Here is an 18303-nt window from a genome sequence, read left to right as displayed (position 1 = left end):
ACATTGTCACGGACACTATCGCGAATGGTTACCTATTTTGTTAATGGGCGTAGGCGCATTGCTTACGCACTACTTCTAATCATAGTGCTGTTGGAGGGAGTTGCTTGTCAGACCAATAAGAAATGACGTGAATTTTACCTAGACTGCCACATCTGCTTGTATGAACGGAACTCCTTGTTCGACTCATCCAAACCAAAACGTGCCGCAAGCGCTTCTAACTCTTGCTTATAACGAACAAGTGAACTTTCGTCATCGGTCATAATGGCGAATTCCGCAAAGTGCCCAATGCCTTCTAGATGGTCGAGAGTAATATGGAACGAGCCGATAAAGTAAATGCTGCGTACTTTTTTGGTTTGAAGAATCACTTCGTAGCCCATGTTTCCTAGCATACTTTTGGCAGCATGTGACTTAGTAATATCGGTGGCTTCACAGCGATCCTCTTCCGGTCCTTTGACAATCCAAAGTTTGATACCAGACGGCTCGATTTCTCGGATTACCAGACTTTTTCCATCATGACTGAGTTTGCGTTCTGGCGTGTCGTAGAACCAATCAGACTCTTGATTGTCTTCAAACATGACTTCATGTTCTAAACCACTCAACACCGCTAAAAAAGCTTGTTTATCTTGTACACGGTATTTCAATTCGACTTCAAACTGACCTTGAAAATGCTGATCTGCACTCATGTGGCAACCTCATTACTGCTCTACACCTCATACCTCTGGGTGTTTCAAAGCAGCAGGATGGTAGCACAGCCAAAGTCGCGAATCTGATAAACAGACCTTTCTTTTAATGTTTACGAAAGACCCAGATTGGTCCTATCAAAAGAAACTGAATATCTTCGAAAAACGAGGGCTTCTTCCCCTCTATCTTGTGCCCGATAAACTGGAATATCCAAAGGATTCCAAATAGCAGCATTGAGATGTGGAGTACCGGCCAACCGAGTATCTCCATTGACCATATCAAGCCAATACACGCAACCGTGTAGCCGATCATCATCATAAATACGCTTAGTGAGAGTCGGAAATAAAAGATCCAAGCTGGTAACGCCGCCAGCCATACCCAATTGAGATTGAACCCAAACAAAGGAATCTGCGGAATGGACCATATCAACCCGACGACAGAAAGAAAGATGCCAGGGACAGCAACTTTATGAATTTTCTGGTTGATTGGATTTTGATGGCTTTCACCGTAAGCTTCTAACCATTCAGAGAGTGCACGCATAACTTCACCTTTAACATCACCATAACATTTATATAGTCGGTGCGAGTTAAAGGTGCGAGTTTTTGTTTATTGATATTGATAATAAGCCGAATATCTGTGAGCAATAACAAACTATCTTACTGATATCCCAATGAAATACGCTGACCTTTGGTTAATTTGGCGACCACAAGATCATATGAGCGTTCACACAAATCTTGTACTAACCCGTCTTCAGGCGTTACTTTTCGGCTAGAATGGCGAGCACCTTCTCTTTGATTTTAAAAACCAACGCATCAGGACCGAACGGAAAGTCACTTTCTGCACACATCAATGTATCGAGAAACTGCGCTAACTATCTAATGCTCGCGATTCATCCCTATCCTAAACCTTTGAATTCATTTATTCATATTGAGGCAATAACAATTTTAATGCCTGATTAACCTGTTCTCTTTCGTCACGAGTCAACGATCCCATTAATTCATGCTGAGCCTGTAAATGTTGCTCAATAAGCGCATCGATCAGCTCAAAACCTTTTGAAGTAAGCTGAACACTCACACTGCGGCGATCTTCTTTGCTGTGCTCGCGAGCGATCAATCCTTTTTTTTCCAGCTTGTCGAGTCGGTTGGTCATGGCACCAGACGTTAGCATCATCGATGAGACCAACTCCGAAGGGGTTAAACGATAAGGTTCACCACTACGACGCAACGTAGCTAATACATCAAACTCACCCATTTTAAGATCGTAGCGCTTATGCACCTCGGCAACGCGGTTTTCCATATATTTAGCAATCCGCATTAAACGCCCCATGATCGCCATTGGCTCGGTATCGAGATCAGGCTTTTCCTTAGCCCACTGACTTACCACTCTATCAATTGCGTCCATTTATCCTTTTATCTCCAAAGACATTTTGATTGACCAATTTATTTTAACATAAAGATACTTTACAAGAAGCAATAACGAGCGTACCTTTACAACAAATTATCTCAACGTAAAGATATTTAACATGAACATTTTACTCGCGATGATTCCGGCGTTCTTCTGGGGTACAACGTACGCTGTGACACAGTTTACTTTGCCAGACTGGCCGCCAGTGTTACTTGGTGCACTGCGAGCATTGCCAGCTGGTCTATTGCTACTTGCTATCAAACCTTCTTTACCAAAGAAACAAGATTGGAAGATCTTGCTTGTGCTTGGCACGATTAATATTGCCCTCTTTTTTGGTCTCATCTTCGTGATGGCGTTAACCTTGCCTTCTGCAATCTCTGGTGTAGGTATGATTTCAGTACCTGTCTTTGCCATGCTGTTTGGGTGGGTAGTTTACAAGCGCCAACCGAGCCTTATTCAAGGAGTCAGCGGGGCCACCCTTATCGCCCTGGCTTGGTTTTTGTTCGACCCAAGCTCGATTACGCTAAACCCGATCGGTCTAGTGGCTATGCTCTCTGCCATTATGTGTATTGTGATCGGCAGCAGCGTAACTAAGTCTCTAGGTTCAAGAATGCATTGGTGGACGGTACTCACTTGGCAACTTATTTTAGGCGGCGTTGTTTTATCTATCGCGGCAGGTGTACTAGCAAGCATTAACCCTGAGCCATACGTTCAAGCAGTCGAAAACATCACTCTAAAAAACCTAAGTGGACTACTGTGGGTAATCATACTCAACACCGCACTCGGCTACGGCATGTACGTGTGGTTATTGCAGCGTATGTCGGTTGTGGACTTTACTTTCGGTGGCATTGCTAACCCTGTTGCGGGCATTGTCTCTGGTTTGGTTTTGATGGGTGAAAGCTTCACGCCTATTCAATACAGCCTAATGATCGGCATGATTACGATGTCACTTGTGCCTCAGTTGGTTCTTTCACTCAAAGAAAAGCGCAATGTCAGCCTCACTAAACCTTGTGAATCCAAATAACGCAGAGCGTTAACAGATCTCATTAATTCACAATAAAAGCCCGAGTTGATGATCGGGCTTTTTGTTGTTTCGTTAATCCCTTCACCTTTATCGTTCTATAAAAAATGCCCACCGAATCGGCAGGCACTTTGTACTGTTCTATACCCAAGTAACCTCGAGATACTAGATGGCGCTCTTTAAGAGAGCTTCTTCATTTGCATCCCCATAAAGATAAAGCTAATGCCTTCAATCAATAATGAGATACCAACAAAAGTGCCTAGCAATGTAGTCGAGAACGCAGGATCGTCGAGCAACATAAAGAAGTAGCCACCAATCAGAACAGAAATCACGCCACTGAACACGATCACATTACTGCTTGGTAAACTGCGATTACTTAAGCCGAAAAATACACGGGTTAAACCATTTAGAATCATCACGATCACCATCAACATAGTAATGGTCACCAAACCTGCCAATGGTTTAAACAGAATGAACAGACCGCCGACAATATACAGCACAGCACTTAATACGTACCAAAGCTTCTCTTTCCACACATTAATAGAAAACGTGTGGTATGCCTGAACCAAACCACTGAACAGTAGTACCGCACCTACGATAGTCGATATCGTTACGCCCGCAAGCACTGGCAAACTCATAGCACCAATGCCCATTAAAGAGATAATAACGCCAACGATAACGAAGTATTTCCAGCCTTTAGACAAAAATGTAGGCTGTTGTGATTGATTAGAATTTTCCATTGAATGCCTCTTGAATTAAACGCGAGCCGCCTTTTCAGTCTAGTCTAATAAAACATAGGGAGTTCACAGACTTAACAGAAATACGTGTCCCGTTTGCATAATTGGATGTTAAACCTGTATCACATCATCGGCTATACGCTATTTTTGAATAATAAGTTTCAAGATTGCTGGATTAAACCAGTGCAAAACAAAGAGATGGAGAGTAGGATGAGCGGCTTTCTAACGCCTGTTGCCTGACCTCTTCAAAGAAGTTCTCACTTCTTCATTCAGGTTACATTTTGAGGATGACATTTTGCTCGATCATCACATTCGCACTTTCATAGCAGACAAACTCAGTTCCGTGGGCATCAATAGTGACCCTTATGGCATCGAACTCACAACCGTTTTCATTCTTGCGAGCTTAACCGCAGCAGCGATCAGCTACTTGATAGTGCATCACCTGATCGTGCGGTCAGTCAATAATGTTCTACAAAAAGCCAATAAACCACTCGCTGAAAGCTTGGCGAAGTATGATGTCTTAGAAAAGCTCTCATTACTGATCCCAATCATGGTGCTGGATGTCTTTATCCCTCTCGCCGTAGGTCACTACGATTGGTTAGCGAACATCTTTGACCGGATTCTAAGCATCTCTATTTTAGTCATTTTTATCTGGATGCTCTTTGCCCTGCTTGATGCGTTAAATGACATTGCGACGTTTAAAGGCATCACGAGAAGAATGCCGATCAAAAGCTTCGTCCAACTGATAAAACTGTTCACCTTCTTTGTTGGTGTTGTGGTTTCCATGTCGATTCTTGCCAACGAATCACCGGTGATTTTCCTATCAGGTTTAGGCGTTGCGACGGGCTTCGTCATGTTGGTGTTTAAGGATACGATATTGGGCTTTGTTGCAGGCATTCAACTATCTGCAAACCGAATGATCAGTCTGAACGATTGGATTCAAATGGACTCTTACGGTGCGAATGGCACAGTAGAGGAAATCTCACTCACCACAGTAAAAGTTCGAAACTTCGATAACACTGTGAGCATGCTGCCTGCTTACGCATTGGTGCAAAACGCCTTCATTAACTGGCAAGGCATGTCAGATTCTGGCGGTCGCCGTATCAAGCGCTCCGTGAATGTTGATGTCACATCAATTCGCTTCTTATCTGATGAAGAAATTGAAAAGCTAAAAAGCATCCGAATCCTTCGTCAGTACATTTATGAAAAATCGCGTGAAATCAGTGATTACAATCAAGAAATGAGTGAGGAACCCGCCTTTGGCAACCTACGTCAAATGACCAACTTAGGTATGTTCCGCGCTTACATTAATGCTTACTTGAAAGCGAACAAAGACATTCACCAGTACATGCTGATTATGGTGAGGCAGCTAGAGCCGACACCAGAGGGTATTCCGTTGCAGGTTTACGCTTTTACCAATAATACTGACTGGGCTTACTATGAAGGTGTGCAAGCGGACTTGTTCGATCATATCTACTCAATCATGCCTTTGTTTGGTCTGCGTCCATACCAAATGTTCACAAGTAATGATGCTAAACAAATCGCTTTAGAAAAAGTAACCAGCAAAAGCAATTCATAAGACATCTTAGAGAGTGGAGCTTACTCTTCACTCTCTAAATTTAGGCTAAGACGTTTTCGATCATAACGATGCTCGGCAAGCACGCCCCCTTCAACCTTATATCTCAAGCCATATTTACCAATACAGCCTCGCAACCTTAAACGGGTTAAATCCGACAAATCAGAAGCAGTGCCAGCTTTATCAACCAACTGAATCCAATATCTCTCCATTTTATCCTTCACGCCACTTCCCCAACTAACATTTATATATTTAGGGAGATTCTGGCAAATATCCGAGAAAGTCTGGATAGCATACGCTAGAACATTTCTGAAAGAATGCCTATGAGAATCGCATAAAACCGAATTAAAAGGCTAAAAACAGCACTTTCTGCCTGATTTTCTAATCTTAGTTATATACCTCGAGATACCTGATTCAGCGAGAACGACTGGGTTTAAACACGCGGCGGCGATTTAAAGGTTTAGTGGGTCTAAATCAAGAATCGGCTATAAAGCATGCAAGCCAAGCCCCTTACTATTTGCAAAGAGTGCCCTTTGGGAGCGTGTCGTTGAAAAAGAGAGATTTACGAAAAGAGAAGGGAAATAAAAGGAAAATGACTGAAAGAGAACAGGCTCTCACCTGCTCTCTTGGGTTTATGAATTAAAGACGGATTTCTTCAACTGTAAACGAGCCGTTATCAAGCTTACGTTTAAGCTCCTGCTTTTGGTTAAAGTCTATCTTTTTCAAATCAACCTTTTTAATTCGGCTGTCATGCATGGTTGTGTAGTAAAGCGCACCATTTCCTTGGTCGATCACTGATGTCCATTGAGTGGCACTTGGCAAATTTGGGATATGCTCACGATATTCGGCGTTAAACTCAGTACCAATTGGAATATCGAAGTTGTTTAGAATATGGAACGCTTGAGAGACCGCTTCTTGCGAGTTTTTTGATTCTGGCGCGGTATTAACAAAGAACGCAGCACGAACAAAACGTGATGGCGGCGTAATGTCTCCCGGCAAACCTAAGAAACCAGAGCCAATACCAAAAGATTTCGCTTCAACGTCACCAAACTTGGTCGGCGCACTGGTGCCCGGTTGCAGATGGATGTAGTTGTTCAAGTTCGTTACTTGCCATGGGAAGGTTGGCGAATTAGTCAGTACACCCACCTCATTGTCGTAAATATGTACCTGACCACCATCCATAATTTCAATTACGATGTTGTTGCCTGCTTTATCAGTAACACGCCAATGTCCGGTTGGTGATGGCTGCCCTTTTTCATCGATATACACTGGCACAATATCGATGTTTTTCATTGCGGTTTTCACTTCTTCAACGGTTTTAAATTGTGACAACATCCAACGGACAAAGTCCATGTCAGCGATACTATTTGCGCGATCTTTCGGGTTGTAAGCCTTTAAAGAACCGTACCCTTTAAAGTAGAACAAACCAGCTGTTAGCCCTTCTTCGTTAATACCTTCGCCAATAAAGCGGTCATCACTCACTGAAATACCAACAAATCCATATTTGCTCTTCCAGCTTAAACCGTGCTTTTGGTCTGGCATGGTTGATGTGAACGTATAGTCACGCGGGGCGACAATCAGTTTACTATTGAGATCGCTCTCGCCCCATTCAATCGTTCGAGCGTGAATATGGTCATTTGCAGTAGTTGAAAGAGAGATGCCAGTACAAGCGATTGCAGGCGCAATAATACTGGCAGAAAGTGCCATAGCTAGGAGGGTTTTCTTTATCATTTTTAGATCCACCAAGGAGGGGTAACATTTCGCGATTGTATTCCTTTTTAAGTAACTTACAATCGAAAATATATAAAATCGGTAGAATATAGAGGATGAACAACTAAAGCGCTCAAAGTGATTAGCTTTGAGCGGATACCTAGCTAAGACAAAAGACTATAAGTAAAAAGTGACACTGTCATTTATTTCCAAGGTATAAGAAATCTTCCTCTAACCCAGTCCCTCCCAATTGAAATCACAACAAACCCTAGTTATTACAATCGTAACTAATGCCCTCATACATGGTACTTATGTCTATGTACTTTTCGTAGCTCAGGTACGCGACAATTCGAGCATCGGTATTGAACATCAATCGATTTACCGCATGTATCGCATCATAAAGATCTTTACCGTCCACCCCGGCTTCCTTAAAGCAATGTCTGACATAACGGTAATCTTTGTAGATCTCGTATGCCAAGAGCTGATTATTCGCATCGTTACTCGAGAAGTCGTGTTGCAAAATGCTTGAAGAATATTGTACGTAACGCAAAAGAAAATCGTGATTAATTTCACTGATTTTGAGTGCTTTCAACACTGCTTCCACGTCGTCACGGATGTGATTGTGATTCTTGTCGATTCCTAACAATGAATCGGATACGTCCTTCTTAATGGAAGGATTTGATATCACCCTCTCTAACTGCGAACTCATAGTTGGTCCAATAATGAGCTCCGCTGAATATACTGGGTGGCTAATGAATAGAAAAAAGGTAGAAGCGATAACGCATCGAGAAATAGACATTTTAATTATCGTTGTATAAAAACAAAATTAAATGCTATCGATTAATGATTGAAAAATGAAATAGACATTTATTATTCCATAATAAATATCAGTAATAAAAGAGCTTGGTAAGTACCAAGCTCTTTTACTAAACAACCCCACTTAATAGTGAGCACATAAAAATTATAATGACAACAGCAAAAAGTGGATTACACATTAGTCTATCGTTAATACAACTCGACGGTTACAGCCAGATACTTTGTTTTCATTTACCTTACAAATCGGCGCAGACTCACCGAATGCTTTTTCAACAATCCTGTTGCCTAGACCTAACCCTTGTTTCAGGTATGTTGTTGCGGCATTCGCGCGACGAGCAGACAAGCCTTTGTTATAAGCCTGAGAGCCGACTTCATCAGTATGCCCTTCAACAAGAACACGAGTACCTTCGTCAACCAGTTCCAAGTATTGCGAAATCGCTTGTTTGTGAGTGTCTGTTAAACGATATTTATCAGTATCATAGTTGAGGATCAACGACATCGAGTTCTTATCAAAGGTGCAGCTGTCGGTCGCATTCAACCCTTCAACCTTAACTACTCTCTTATCCTGTACAATAGAGCGTTCTTCATTTACCGTCACCGCTAACTTACCAACAACCTGAGTGACTTTTGTTTCGGAACTTTTAAGAATTTTAGAGCTCACGTAGTTTTCATCATGATTAATACAATTAGCGAGTGCGACATTTGAGGTAAAAATAATCGCGATTGATAATAATTTTTTCATTTTAATCTTTTAATCGTCCTGTCTCTTCGTTAATCAGATTTAATATGTATTTGTAGACATCTTTACCATTTTTTGCGTGATAAATATTTTTCTCGCCAACACAATCACCGAATCCATCGTCCTTTTGTACGTTGTAGTTAACACCTATAACGCCCATAGTGACTTTTGTTTTTTCACCTTCTAACTTCGCGTGTTCACTTTGAAACTTATTTTCTTTGCTAGAAATTCTTTTCTTGAGCTGTTCACAAAGGTTGTGTTCACGCACTAATGACTTCAAGAACTTGTCGTAAACTTGTTGATACTGAATATAACCATAACTGTCTCGATAACTTTTCGTGACCACGTCGTATTTGTTTCTATACGTACTGTTTCGATGGAGATAGTCAGGGAATCGTACGTCTGTATCTGCACCATCAGAAAGGAAGATAAACACCTGTTCTGGGTTACGCTCTTCTTTCTTAACTTTGTCTGCCTCTTTCGCTGCTGCAATCAGACCTAACCAAGAATTGGTGCCGCCGCCCCTAGCAGGCATTACCTTATTCGAATTCAAGATATTGATAAATTCCTGATAGTTGTCTGTTATTGGAATATCTCGTGCCTGATTGTAATAACTAGAGTGGTACACGTTTTGTTCATCCACAGACTGGTCAAACATATCATCGACAATGCTTTGGAAAGATGCTTCTGTGTGAGAAAACTCACTTGCATAGTCGTAGAATTTTAGTCTGCGATCTTTTTTATCGTATTTCACGTTGTAGGCGTTGTAAGTCAACAAGGCAACGCGGCTCTTCTTATTCTCACCGGTTTTGAAGTCCTTCAAATCTTCGACAACTTTGGTGATCGTTTCCTTCACCACCTGCATCTGGGTTTTGTTGTTTTGCCCATACCACAGGTTACTCATCGATTGACTGGTATCCAGTATGAAGTAGATATCCACCGGTTGAGGTAAGTATTTCCGGGTGATCGAGTCGCCAGACACTTTGAATTTTGGCTCTACGCCGATTTCATTATGTGAAATCCATGAATCATGCTCAGAGGTCGCAACCACGGTGAAGTCTGCAAATGGCGATAACTCATTGGCTTTCTGAACACAACCGTCTTTGTACTCACACTTCTTGGTCGATACGTTGATCTGAATGTCGCTAATATTGTCGGTAATATATAAGTCGACAATTCTCTGCGCATAGTCTTTGTCTTCTTGGTTGTCTTTGCCTGGACTTGCAATCAAGGCAAGACTCGCAACTTCAGCCGCCTCCTCTATTTTTGAGTGCGCAAGCAAACGTTGCGTATAGCCAACAGAAAACGAGAAAGTGATGATTAATATAGGGAGAAACGAAAGAAATATGATCCCAGCAACCCCTTTTTGCTTAGTGAAGCGCTTCATATTAAATCCTTGCAAATGAATAGGAACTGGTCACGACTTTGATCGGCTCACCGCTCATAAGACCGATAATGTTAAACGGCGTTTTGTAGCAAAGAGACACATGATAAAGAGGAAGGCGTCGGTTCTGCGTAGTCAAAGGCAATAGTTTTGTTGCTTTTTCCACTGTAATTTCCTCTAGATCCGGAAAATTACACCCCGCCGTCATGCCTTTTAAGGCGGTGGTTCTAACAAGCTTCTTATCTTTATCAATCAAAGATAGCTCTATGACTCGCATCCCCAGCTCATTTTCGTCAAAATCTGGTAGTGTGCGTTTCAACATGCCTTTCGCCATATCGAACGAATTGTTCATATGTGTCTCGCACTGCTTACCTCCTGCGCCACAAATATCGAGCTCATTGGCAAACAACTGTCGGCGTTCACTAATAACACTGACGATCGAATACACCACCCTATCCAACTGCCCTTTTTTATTAACGGCGATGGTGTAGTTGATATGCATGGCAATAATGGAGCCAAAAAAGAGTAAGACCAATGCAAGCTCAACAATAAAAGCACCGGTTTGCTTTGACTTAGTTACCACAACTGATCTCCTCTCCTAACTTGAACGTACAGCGCTCGTACTCCTGAACCGCGACCATCTCGCGACTAATGTTCATGCTTGGCATAACAAAGTTAAACAGAGGCTGATAGGTGAAGCTCAATTGGTATATGGCAATTGGCATGTTGACTGAGTTTTCAGCAGTGTCGCCTTTCTTGATGTTTGGGCATTCACTCAACGCTTTTCCACTGCGATTACAATGGATAAAGTCAGTTAGGTTTTTAAAGTAATAAACTGATGCCGAAACCGTTGAGTGATCAACAACTTTTGACCATAGTGCGCCACCACTTGATTCAAGCTTGGTTTTAATTACGTCTTGGTAGTCGACCTTTTCAGTACTGTGAGAGCTGCCTTGCTTTTTACTGCTCATCACTGCTGTGGTTAATGCATGATCCGTCACACCCATTGAGTACGTTAAAACCGACAAGTCAAACCAAGTAAACAGAACCATTAGTAAAACTGGCAAGCCCATTGCGGTCTCGACCGTCAAACTTCCCTTTTGAAACTTGATCATAGCTCGACGTACCTTTTCTTCGTGTAATCAACAACAAAGGCACCTTTGATATCCATATTTTCAAGAAATTTCTTTGCGTCATTGATATCACTGAACTCACCAATGCAGTAACGCTTCCATAAGCCGTGCGTGTAGGAATACACACTTCCATAATTGCCTTTCAGATAGTTTAAGTAATCCGAAGGAATCACCTTATAGGTTGCCAAAACTTGAATTCGGTAAATTGAAGGTGCTTTAGGGCGTAAGTTTTTTGGATCTAGAACTGAGCGTGCTACGTACTTTGGTTTCAAATCGACTGATTTCGTTTCCATTTCCATATTTTTCTTTTCCTTTACTTTAGCGACCTGCTTTGGTTGAACTGTTTTCGTTACTTTTTTAGGAAGCGGTTTAACGCTCTGCATGAGTTTTTTCAGTTTGACTCGCGCTTCCTGTTCGCTGCTGTCGTGCTTTAACACTTCCAGTGCTACGTCAGGCCGGTGCGAGCGAGTCGAAGCTAATAGTAGATTTGAGCGGACCTTTTCATCGTTCGGATTAGCCGCAAACAAGCTGTAGAGCAGTTCCATCGCAGGTTCCGGACGACCTTGCAACATCATCACGACGGCAATATTGTTATTCGCTTCTCGGTCCGATGCGCCGTTTTTCTTGCTGTCGTTGAAGTTGGCGATTGCACCGTTGTAATCTTTCTTACGCGCTAAAATCTTGCCTTTTAAAAGATAATAATTACCCTTCGGACCACCGTTTTCTAAATAGTCATCTAGATAGCGTTCACTTGCGTCATAATTACGTTTTAGATATTCCAACTTAGCTAAGATGTAAATAATCTCTGGATCTTCGAGGTCTTTCTTCTCAAGAGTATTTATGTATAACTCGGCAGACTTTTGGTCTTTATTATCGAGGTATAAATTGATCAGCTTTATCTTATAGCTTGGAACTTCAACCAAATTTGCTTTATAAAACTCGATCAGTTGTTCAGTTTGTCCAGAATTAGTTAGTAGTTTTTCTTTGGTTACTAATTCCTGATTGATGGTTGAACAACCACTTAAAAGCAGTAAAACAAAAAGGGAAATATAGTTTTTTACATTCATTATCCTAGCATCCTCATTATCCCTGGCGCTGCGATTAGAACAACAATAGGAACCATGATAAAAGCGATCATTGGTATGGACATTTTTGCCCCCATCTTTCCTATTTTTTCTTCCAAATCGAGCATGTTTATTTCTCGAATATCAGAAGCGAGGGAAGCTAATACCGCACCTACTGATGAGCCGTACTTCAAGCTTTGAGTAAGAGTCATGACAAAGCTTTGCGCTTCTGTGGTTGGAACCAGATCATAGAACTCAGTAAGCGCTCGATCCAAACCAACAATTTTGGCTCGTTCTGACGTTTTTTTAACAACATAAGCCAGGTTTTCATCGACTGTTTTTAGCTCGTTCGACAGATATTCCAAGCTCGCTTCGAGCGTCATCCCGGTATGCACACACACGTTCATTAAGTCGAGCAAGAAAGGCAGTCGACTACTGACGTGACGAACGTTCGCATTCCCTTTCGATGAAATGTACATATCTGGCGCAATCAAACACACAAGCATCGAAAGCGAGAATGAAATAAACGCAGATGAAAACTCCATGTCTCCCTGCATGTAAGAATAACCAATAAATGCTAAGCAAAATAACAGTGGTATAATCTTCAACAGGTAATAAGCTTGCGCAATAAAATCACTATGAATCCCTGCTCTAACTAAGTTGTTTTTCGTTTCTTCTTTATTAAAAGACAGGCGCGAAAGTTGTACTGCCAACTTATCCGCAAAAGGCGTCTTTTCTTGGGTTGAGTCAATGATCTTCTTTGTCGAAATATTCGCTTTGGTTTTATCAAACACTTTTAACGAGTAATACGCGACAGATAGTGAAATAAACAACCCTAATGCTAAAAAGATTAATTTTATATCGACCACTACTTCACCCCTCTTAATATCATGTAGATAAAGAAGAATCCGATAGCTTCACTGATCAACACGTAATAGAAAATAGGCTTCCCTCCATCTTCAAACATCACGAAGTTATAATTTTCAGGGCTGGTTACTTTCAAAATCATGATAAAGATTACCGGCAGAGCCGCGATGATTTTTGCTGAAGCACGCGCCTCTGACGTCAGTGCATTTTTCTTCTTCTCGATCGCCCTTGCTTCAAACATGATTCGGTTGATACGGTTAATGACGTCTTTTAGTTGACCACCTCGACTCAAGTTGATTCGAATCGTCGCCGCAAAGAAAAAGTACTCAACATAAGGGAACGACGCAGCACTTCGCGCCAAGACATCATCTGGGTCTTCACCGATAAGTAGGCGCTCTGACATCTTCTTGAACTCTTCGCCTACTTCATTATCAAGCTGAGTGCCCACATATTCGAACGCATGGACAATACTCTGACCCGAGGAGAGCGCACCAGAAAGAATGTTCAGCGCATCCGGGAAGTTATCCTTGAATCGCTGCGCTTGAATGCCACTAAGTTTGAGAATAAACATCACAAATAGTATTGGCTCCAAAGCAAGCAACACTTTCCAATACTCAAACATGAAGAACCAATCGTTAACGAAGTAAACCGCTAATGAAGAGCCCGCAAAAAAGCCAATTAATTTGATTCCTGCATTAGGACTCAACAGCTTTTTCAACTGCTTAAATTTATCCTTAATCTTTTTTCGGTAGCTGATATCAAAGCTTTCTGAATCGATAACCGCTCGAGAGCCAGAAACGCCCTCGAACGTATTAGATTGCTCAATGATCGATGTGATTTCTTTCTGTTTTTTCGAATGCCCAATAAACAGAAACAACGCAATTACAACCCATAGCAAAATGACAATCAGCATCATGAGAACAGCTCCTGCAGCGCCCCATCCAAGCCAAAGAACTTCGCACGCTCATAAATTACAGAGCGCTTAGAAAGACCTGGCGTTCGAAATTCGCCCGAGATTTTGCCTTCATCACCCATTCCGTTGTTTTCAAACCGGAAGATATCTTCCATAACAACGTTGTCACCTTCGAGACCAACAATTTCACTGATAAACAAGATCTTACGACTACCATCATGGAGTCGTCGTACTTGGACTATCAGATCAACCGCACTCACGATGGTTCGACGAATCGCCTCAAGCGGTAGACTGGCTGTCGCCATCATTACCATACTCTCCACACGAGCAATCGCATCACGAGGGGTGTTCGCGTGAAGCGTAGACATTGAGCCATCGTGACCAGTGTTCATTGCTTGAAGCATTTCAAACGCTTCACCACCACGACACTCACCAACAATGATTCTATCTGGTCGCATACGCAGGGCGTTGATTACCAAATCTCGCGCAGTGATTTCACCCGTCCCTTCAACACTTGCTTGACGAGTTTCCAATCGAACAATGTGTGGTTGTTGCAATTGAAGTTCGGCCGCATCTTCAATGGTAACGATACGTTCACCACTACCAATGAAACCGGACAATGCGTTCAACAAGGTTGTTTTACCTGAACCCGTACCCCCAGAGATAAGGATGTTGCACTTACAATGGCTGGCAATCGAAAGCAGCTTTGCCATTTCAACCGATAGCGCGCCAAACTGAACCAAGTTTTCTAGCTTGATTTTTTGCTCTTTGAACTTACGAATCGAAATGGATGTCCCATCGATTGCAAGAGGCGGAATAACAATGTTTACACGACTTCCATCTTCCAAACGAGCATCACAAAGCGGTTTTGATTCATCAATTCGACGCCCCACATTTGAGGCAATACGCTTAGCAATGGTGTTGAGCTGTTTCTCGTTGACGAACTGAATTGGTGATTTTTCTACCTTACCGTTCAATTCGATAAAAATGTCTGAGGGACCATTGATCATGATGTCCGAGATTTCATCGTTATCGACCAACGCTTGAAGGGGACCAAGACCTTTCAACTCGTCAAGCAGTGCTTTAACCAGCTCTAAACGCTTTAAGCTACTGATTTGAAGTTGCTTCTTCTCAATAAGAATATTAACGGAGTCTTTTAGTTGGCTCTCAAGCTCCAACGGTTCAACGTCAACTAACGAGGCTGCATCTAAGGCGTCAAAGATTTCGTCCCGGATCTCGATATAAACTTCTTTCAAGTGATTCATTTCTTAAACCACGCGAACTTTTTCTGTACTTTGACTTTTTTACCCGTCAACGAATTCACAATATTGGCAATGGCAGGTGCAAACTTAAGCTTTGCCGTATTTTGAATGCCTTGTTGAATAATGAGCTTCTCTAGATTGGCTTCATAAGCAAAATCAATCGCGTCTTTGGCTTTGATTTTCTCTTTCGCCCCTTGAAGCGGCATCATGTAGTCCTTCTGAGATCGTGTCATCGAGAAAATCACTCGATGCTCAGACTTACCCAACTTCTTCTTGATCGAGTGGTATGCTCTTAGTGACGCCACGGAAGGTTCACAAACAATAAAAATACGGTTGTATCGGTCACTGATGTCTTCTGCTGTCAGCTCATCAATCGCACTGAGCGGCATTGAGTCAATGATGAAGTTGTATTGATCAACCAGTTCGTTAGAGATGCGAAACAGCGAATCTACATGATCGCTCAAGCAAGCAACGTTCTTTTCTAGTGTGAGGAAGTTGAGCCTATCTTTAACAGGTTTTACGTAACTTCCGGCAATCGCGGCATCCAGTTCAGACTGGTTCAAATCAATGCTGTTTTGCTGTGCTTTTAACCCTTTTAAGCCTAGAAATATGTCTGAGTTAAGTGCGATGGTGTCATGCTCAACAAGCAAGGTTTTTAAGTTTGCTTGTTGACTCAAACTGTGTGAAAGAAAAGCACTGATCGTGGACACACCCACCCCGCCTTTGCTACCAAGCATTAAGACTCGCTTGGCAATACGAGACTTCTTCTTAACTGTTGGTGAGAATGTCGCTGTACTTGACTCTTTAAGCGCCCCTAATAGACCATCGAGTTCAGGGTCCCAAAGAATGTAGTTGGCTCCCAATGACAAGACTTTATCTCGCATCAGTATTGAGTCCATGTTACTCACTACAATAAGAGAAATGCTGACGTCTAATCTTGAAGAGATCTCCGCAACTTCTGAAATCAACTCGCCACATGCTCTTAAGTCAAGAATGACATGCTTTATTTCAGCGTTAGTTTTATGCCAACTTTCGTCATCAATATCGTCGACTTTTAAAGGTGAAGAGAAACCTTCGATTGCGTAGAGCTCGTCGATTGCTTGAAGAAAAGCCAAATCATCTGAAACAACCAGATCAATGGTGTTGTTCTTCTTATCTTTGCTTGATGAAGTCGTTTTGAATAGGTTATCTAAATCCATTTTTTACTCCGCCACAGGATTCGTCATACTCAAGCGTCTGTTGTATTCCAAGCTGCACCCAAATGGATGATGTTTAAGGGTGTTGAATGAAACAGCATCACAAGTTTGCTCTTGCATCTTGTGGTATTTCGCAACGATTTTTACGCCTTTGCTTTCGCTGTTTGCGTTTAGGGTATAACGCAACTTGTTTACGCCTTTGGCTTTGATTTCTTTCACAAAGCCATCAACAAACTGACTTTCTTTGGCGTCGTAATTGATTGCAAATGTCGACTTCGGATACTGAAGATTGATTTGATTGACGAAGTTAACCGATTTATCCATCGCCACTTCTTTGTTTGTGACTCGAAACTCAAAGGTTTCTACAATTGTGTCTACGGTTGTTTTGTTTGGTGTTACCGATACCGAGCAACCCGAGAGTAATACAGAAACCACCAACAATAGGTTTGCCTTCATTAGTTAAAGCCTCCCGCCTTTATCGTATTTTCCAGCTCTTCGTCATCAACATTTGAAAGATCAAGTTTCAACAAACGCTCAAGATCACTTGTTCGTTTAAACTTCGGCAGTTTAATATCGGTTTCTTTAACAGGATCGACGAGGTTAACTGTTGCTACGATGATCAGCTCAGTCTTTCTTCTTTCAGTATTGGTTTTACTAAACAGCGCACCCAAAATCGGGATATCACCCAGGTAAGGGATTTTGGCTAGTGATTCTTGCTCTTCTGATGTCAACAGACCTGCTAGAACAAAGCTTTGACCATCTTTCAATTGTACGGTCGTTTGGGCTTTGCGAGTCCTCAAAGAAGGCACACTGATGAGTCCAGAATTAACACCATTGGTCTTATCAATAGAGCTCACTTCCGGTAGCAGTGACAAACGAATGTTTTCAGAATCCGTTACCTTAGCCACCATAGACAGCTTTACCCCGTACTCTTTATAAGTAACAGAGATACCATCGTTATCGCGAACTGTAATAGGGATTTCACCACCAACTAGAAAGCTTGCAGACTCACCGGAAATCACAGATAGATTTGGTTCGGCAAGCACTTGTCCAATGCTGTCATTACCACTCGCTGAAATAACCGCAACGATATCCTCAGCAGTAAAGTCCAAAATCTTATTGACGAACTGACCAGCACCACCAATGGACTTACCGTTTGTTTCAGCGTATGAAACCCCTAGCTCGGTCAAGAATGAACTTGAAACTTCTGCAACCGTCAGCTTTACGTTGATTTGATCTGTGGTGAGAACTTTCAGATTGTTGATGATGTCTTCAAACACATAAGTCGCTGTATAGTCGAGAGCATCGCCAGATTCTCCGTTTGCATTAGTGAGCTCAAAAGTATTCCTTTGTTTGCTCTTTTTCAGCATTTCACCTACGTGGCGATACACCTTGTTTTTGATTTCTTCGCTGCTCACGACACCATCAATAACAACCTGCTCACCAATATTGGTCAGCTTAATGTCTTCATCGGGATATCTTGCAATAAGCGTTTGTTTTAAAAGCCTTAAGCTTTTATTTACGACCACTTCTGCATTGTAAATTTCGTTTCCTGCTCGGTCGTAAGCGATAATAGAAGTGGCACCACGACCAATGCCGTAAATCACTAATTTCCCGTTTGCGATGACCTTGTAATCCGCAATTTGAGTATCCGCAACAAACACGGTATCAATGTTGCGTTTTACATTAATCGTCTTCGCTGCACCTTTATCAAGGCTTAATAGATCCCCAGCTGACGCGGAAGCTGGGAGAAGCAAAACCAATCCCAGCGTGACTGATAATATATTTTTATTGAACACC

20 protein-coding genes and 1 pseudogene are annotated in these 18303 nt (G+C 42.0%); 2 read left to right on the top strand and 19 right to left on the bottom strand.

Going from position 1 to position 18303, the window contains the following annotated elements; all coding sequences use genetic code 11:
- Positions 1-134: 134 nt before the first annotated feature.
- The 4 genes and pseudogenes from ABMY42_RS21905 to ABMY42_RS21890 form a co-directional block, all read right to left on the bottom strand.
- On the bottom strand, positions 135-683 hold the full coding sequence (locus tag ABMY42_RS21905; RefSeq protein ID WP_239210951.1) for a class IV adenylate cyclase: 549 nt from the start codon (positions 681-683) through the stop codon (positions 135-137).
- Positions 684-786: 103 nt separating this feature from the next.
- Entirely contained in the window at positions 787-1221 is a 435-nt protein-coding gene (locus ABMY42_RS21900) for an Mpo1-like protein (RefSeq protein WP_005445940.1), read from the bottom strand.
- A 116-nt stretch (positions 1222-1337) separates the two neighbouring features.
- Positions 1338-1528: pseudogene (locus tag ABMY42_RS21895) on the bottom strand (hypothetical protein).
- A gap of 71 nt (positions 1529-1599) precedes the next feature.
- Entirely contained in the window at positions 1600-2082 is a 483-nt protein-coding gene (locus ABMY42_RS21890; RefSeq protein WP_274877939.1) for a MarR family transcriptional regulator, read from the bottom strand.
- 121 nt (positions 2083-2203) lie between these two features.
- Between ABMY42_RS21890 and ABMY42_RS21885 the strand changes: the two genes are divergently transcribed.
- Positions 2204-3109, top strand: coding sequence for a DMT family transporter (locus ABMY42_RS21885; RefSeq protein WP_029788153.1), 906 nt, complete (start codon positions 2204-2206; stop codon positions 3107-3109).
- Between the two features lie 176 nt (positions 3110-3285).
- Here ABMY42_RS21885 and ABMY42_RS21880 read toward each other — a convergent pair whose 3' ends face one another.
- On the bottom strand, positions 3286-3846 hold the full coding sequence (locus ABMY42_RS21880) for a DUF308 domain-containing protein (RefSeq protein ID WP_005445951.1): 561 nt from the start codon (positions 3844-3846) through the stop codon (positions 3286-3288).
- 292 nt (positions 3847-4138) lie between these two features.
- On the opposite strand from ABMY42_RS21880, the gene ABMY42_RS21875 reads away from it, so the two are divergent.
- Positions 4139-5422: a mechanosensitive ion channel family protein gene (locus ABMY42_RS21875; protein WP_349266796.1), complete on the top strand. Its 1284-nt coding sequence runs from the start codon at positions 4139-4141 to the stop codon at positions 5420-5422.
- Positions 5423-5442: 20 nt separating this feature from the next.
- Here ABMY42_RS21875 and ABMY42_RS21870 read toward each other — a convergent pair whose 3' ends face one another.
- From ABMY42_RS21870 to ABMY42_RS21805, 14 genes are all read right to left on the bottom strand, one after another.
- The gene (locus ABMY42_RS21870; RefSeq protein WP_005445954.1) at positions 5443-5631 is read right to left on the bottom strand and encodes a hypothetical protein; all 189 of its coding nucleotides are present in this window, start codon (positions 5629-5631) and stop codon (positions 5443-5445) included.
- A 427-nt stretch (positions 5632-6058) separates the two neighbouring features.
- A complete protein-coding gene (locus ABMY42_RS21865) occupies positions 6059-7150 on the bottom strand; it encodes a choloylglycine hydrolase family protein (RefSeq protein WP_050924528.1) in 1092 nt (363 codons plus the stop codon).
- A 247-nt stretch (positions 7151-7397) separates the two neighbouring features.
- A complete protein-coding gene (locus tag ABMY42_RS21860; protein ID WP_349266795.1) occupies positions 7398-7838 on the bottom strand; it encodes a chromosome segregation ATPase in 441 nt (146 codons plus the stop codon).
- 285 nt (positions 7839-8123) lie between these two features.
- Positions 8124-8606, bottom strand: a complete 483-nt coding sequence (locus tag ABMY42_RS21855) for an OmpA family protein (RefSeq protein ID WP_230845224.1) — start codon at positions 8604-8606, stop codon at positions 8124-8126.
- An 82-nt stretch (positions 8607-8688) separates the two neighbouring features.
- The gene (locus ABMY42_RS21850; RefSeq protein ID WP_005445959.1) at positions 8689-10071 is read right to left on the bottom strand and encodes a VWA domain-containing protein; all 1383 of its coding nucleotides are present in this window, start codon (positions 10069-10071) and stop codon (positions 8689-8691) included.
- Between the two features lies 1 nt (position 10072).
- Positions 10073-10651, bottom strand: a complete 579-nt coding sequence (gene tadF / locus ABMY42_RS21845; RefSeq protein WP_017190205.1) for a tight adherence pilus pseudopilin TadF — start codon at positions 10649-10651, stop codon at positions 10073-10075.
- Positions 10641-11183, bottom strand: coding sequence for a TadE family protein (locus tag ABMY42_RS21840; RefSeq protein ID WP_005445962.1), 543 nt, complete (start codon positions 11181-11183; stop codon positions 10641-10643). The genes tadF and ABMY42_RS21840 overlap by 11 nt, the downstream gene beginning before the upstream one ends.
- Positions 11180-12268, bottom strand: a complete 1089-nt coding sequence (locus ABMY42_RS21835; RefSeq protein ID WP_050908264.1) for a pilus assembly protein TadD — start codon at positions 12266-12268, stop codon at positions 11180-11182. The genes ABMY42_RS21840 and ABMY42_RS21835 overlap by 4 nt, the downstream gene beginning before the upstream one ends.
- Positions 12268-13134 carry a type II secretion system F family protein gene (locus ABMY42_RS21830; protein WP_017818104.1) on the bottom strand — a complete coding sequence of 289 codons (867 nt, stop codon included), beginning with the start codon at positions 13132-13134 and terminating at the stop codon, positions 12268-12270. Before ABMY42_RS21830 ends, ABMY42_RS21835 begins: the two co-directional genes overlap by 1 nt.
- Complete coding sequence (locus tag ABMY42_RS21825) at positions 13134-14048, bottom strand: type II secretion system F family protein (RefSeq protein WP_009697508.1); 915 nt, start codon at positions 14046-14048, stop codon at positions 13134-13136. The genes ABMY42_RS21830 and ABMY42_RS21825 overlap by 1 nt, the downstream gene beginning before the upstream one ends.
- Positions 14045-15310, bottom strand: a complete 1266-nt coding sequence (locus ABMY42_RS21820) for a CpaF family protein (RefSeq protein WP_005445970.1) — start codon at positions 15308-15310, stop codon at positions 14045-14047. Before ABMY42_RS21820 ends, ABMY42_RS21825 begins: the two co-directional genes overlap by 4 nt.
- Entirely contained in the window at positions 15307-16506 is a 1200-nt protein-coding gene (locus tag ABMY42_RS21815) for an AAA family ATPase (RefSeq protein WP_050908265.1), read from the bottom strand. Before ABMY42_RS21815 ends, ABMY42_RS21820 begins: the two co-directional genes overlap by 4 nt.
- 3 nt (positions 16507-16509) lie before the next feature.
- Positions 16510-16959: a hypothetical protein gene (locus tag ABMY42_RS21810; RefSeq protein ID WP_005445974.1), complete on the bottom strand. Its 450-nt coding sequence runs from the start codon at positions 16957-16959 to the stop codon at positions 16510-16512.
- A complete protein-coding gene (locus ABMY42_RS21805; protein ID WP_009697506.1) occupies positions 16959-18302 on the bottom strand; it encodes a pilus assembly protein N-terminal domain-containing protein in 1344 nt (447 codons plus the stop codon). Before ABMY42_RS21805 ends, ABMY42_RS21810 begins: the two co-directional genes overlap by 1 nt.
- Between the last annotated feature and the right edge of the window lies 1 nt (position 18303).

It is taken from the genome of Vibrio sp. SSH13-20, assembly GCF_040104475.1.
Taxonomy (GTDB): Bacteria; Pseudomonadota; Gammaproteobacteria; order Enterobacterales; family Vibrionaceae; genus Vibrio; species Vibrio harveyi.
Note: the sequence above shows the minus strand (reverse complement) of the source record. Positions and strands in the feature narration are given on the sequence as shown.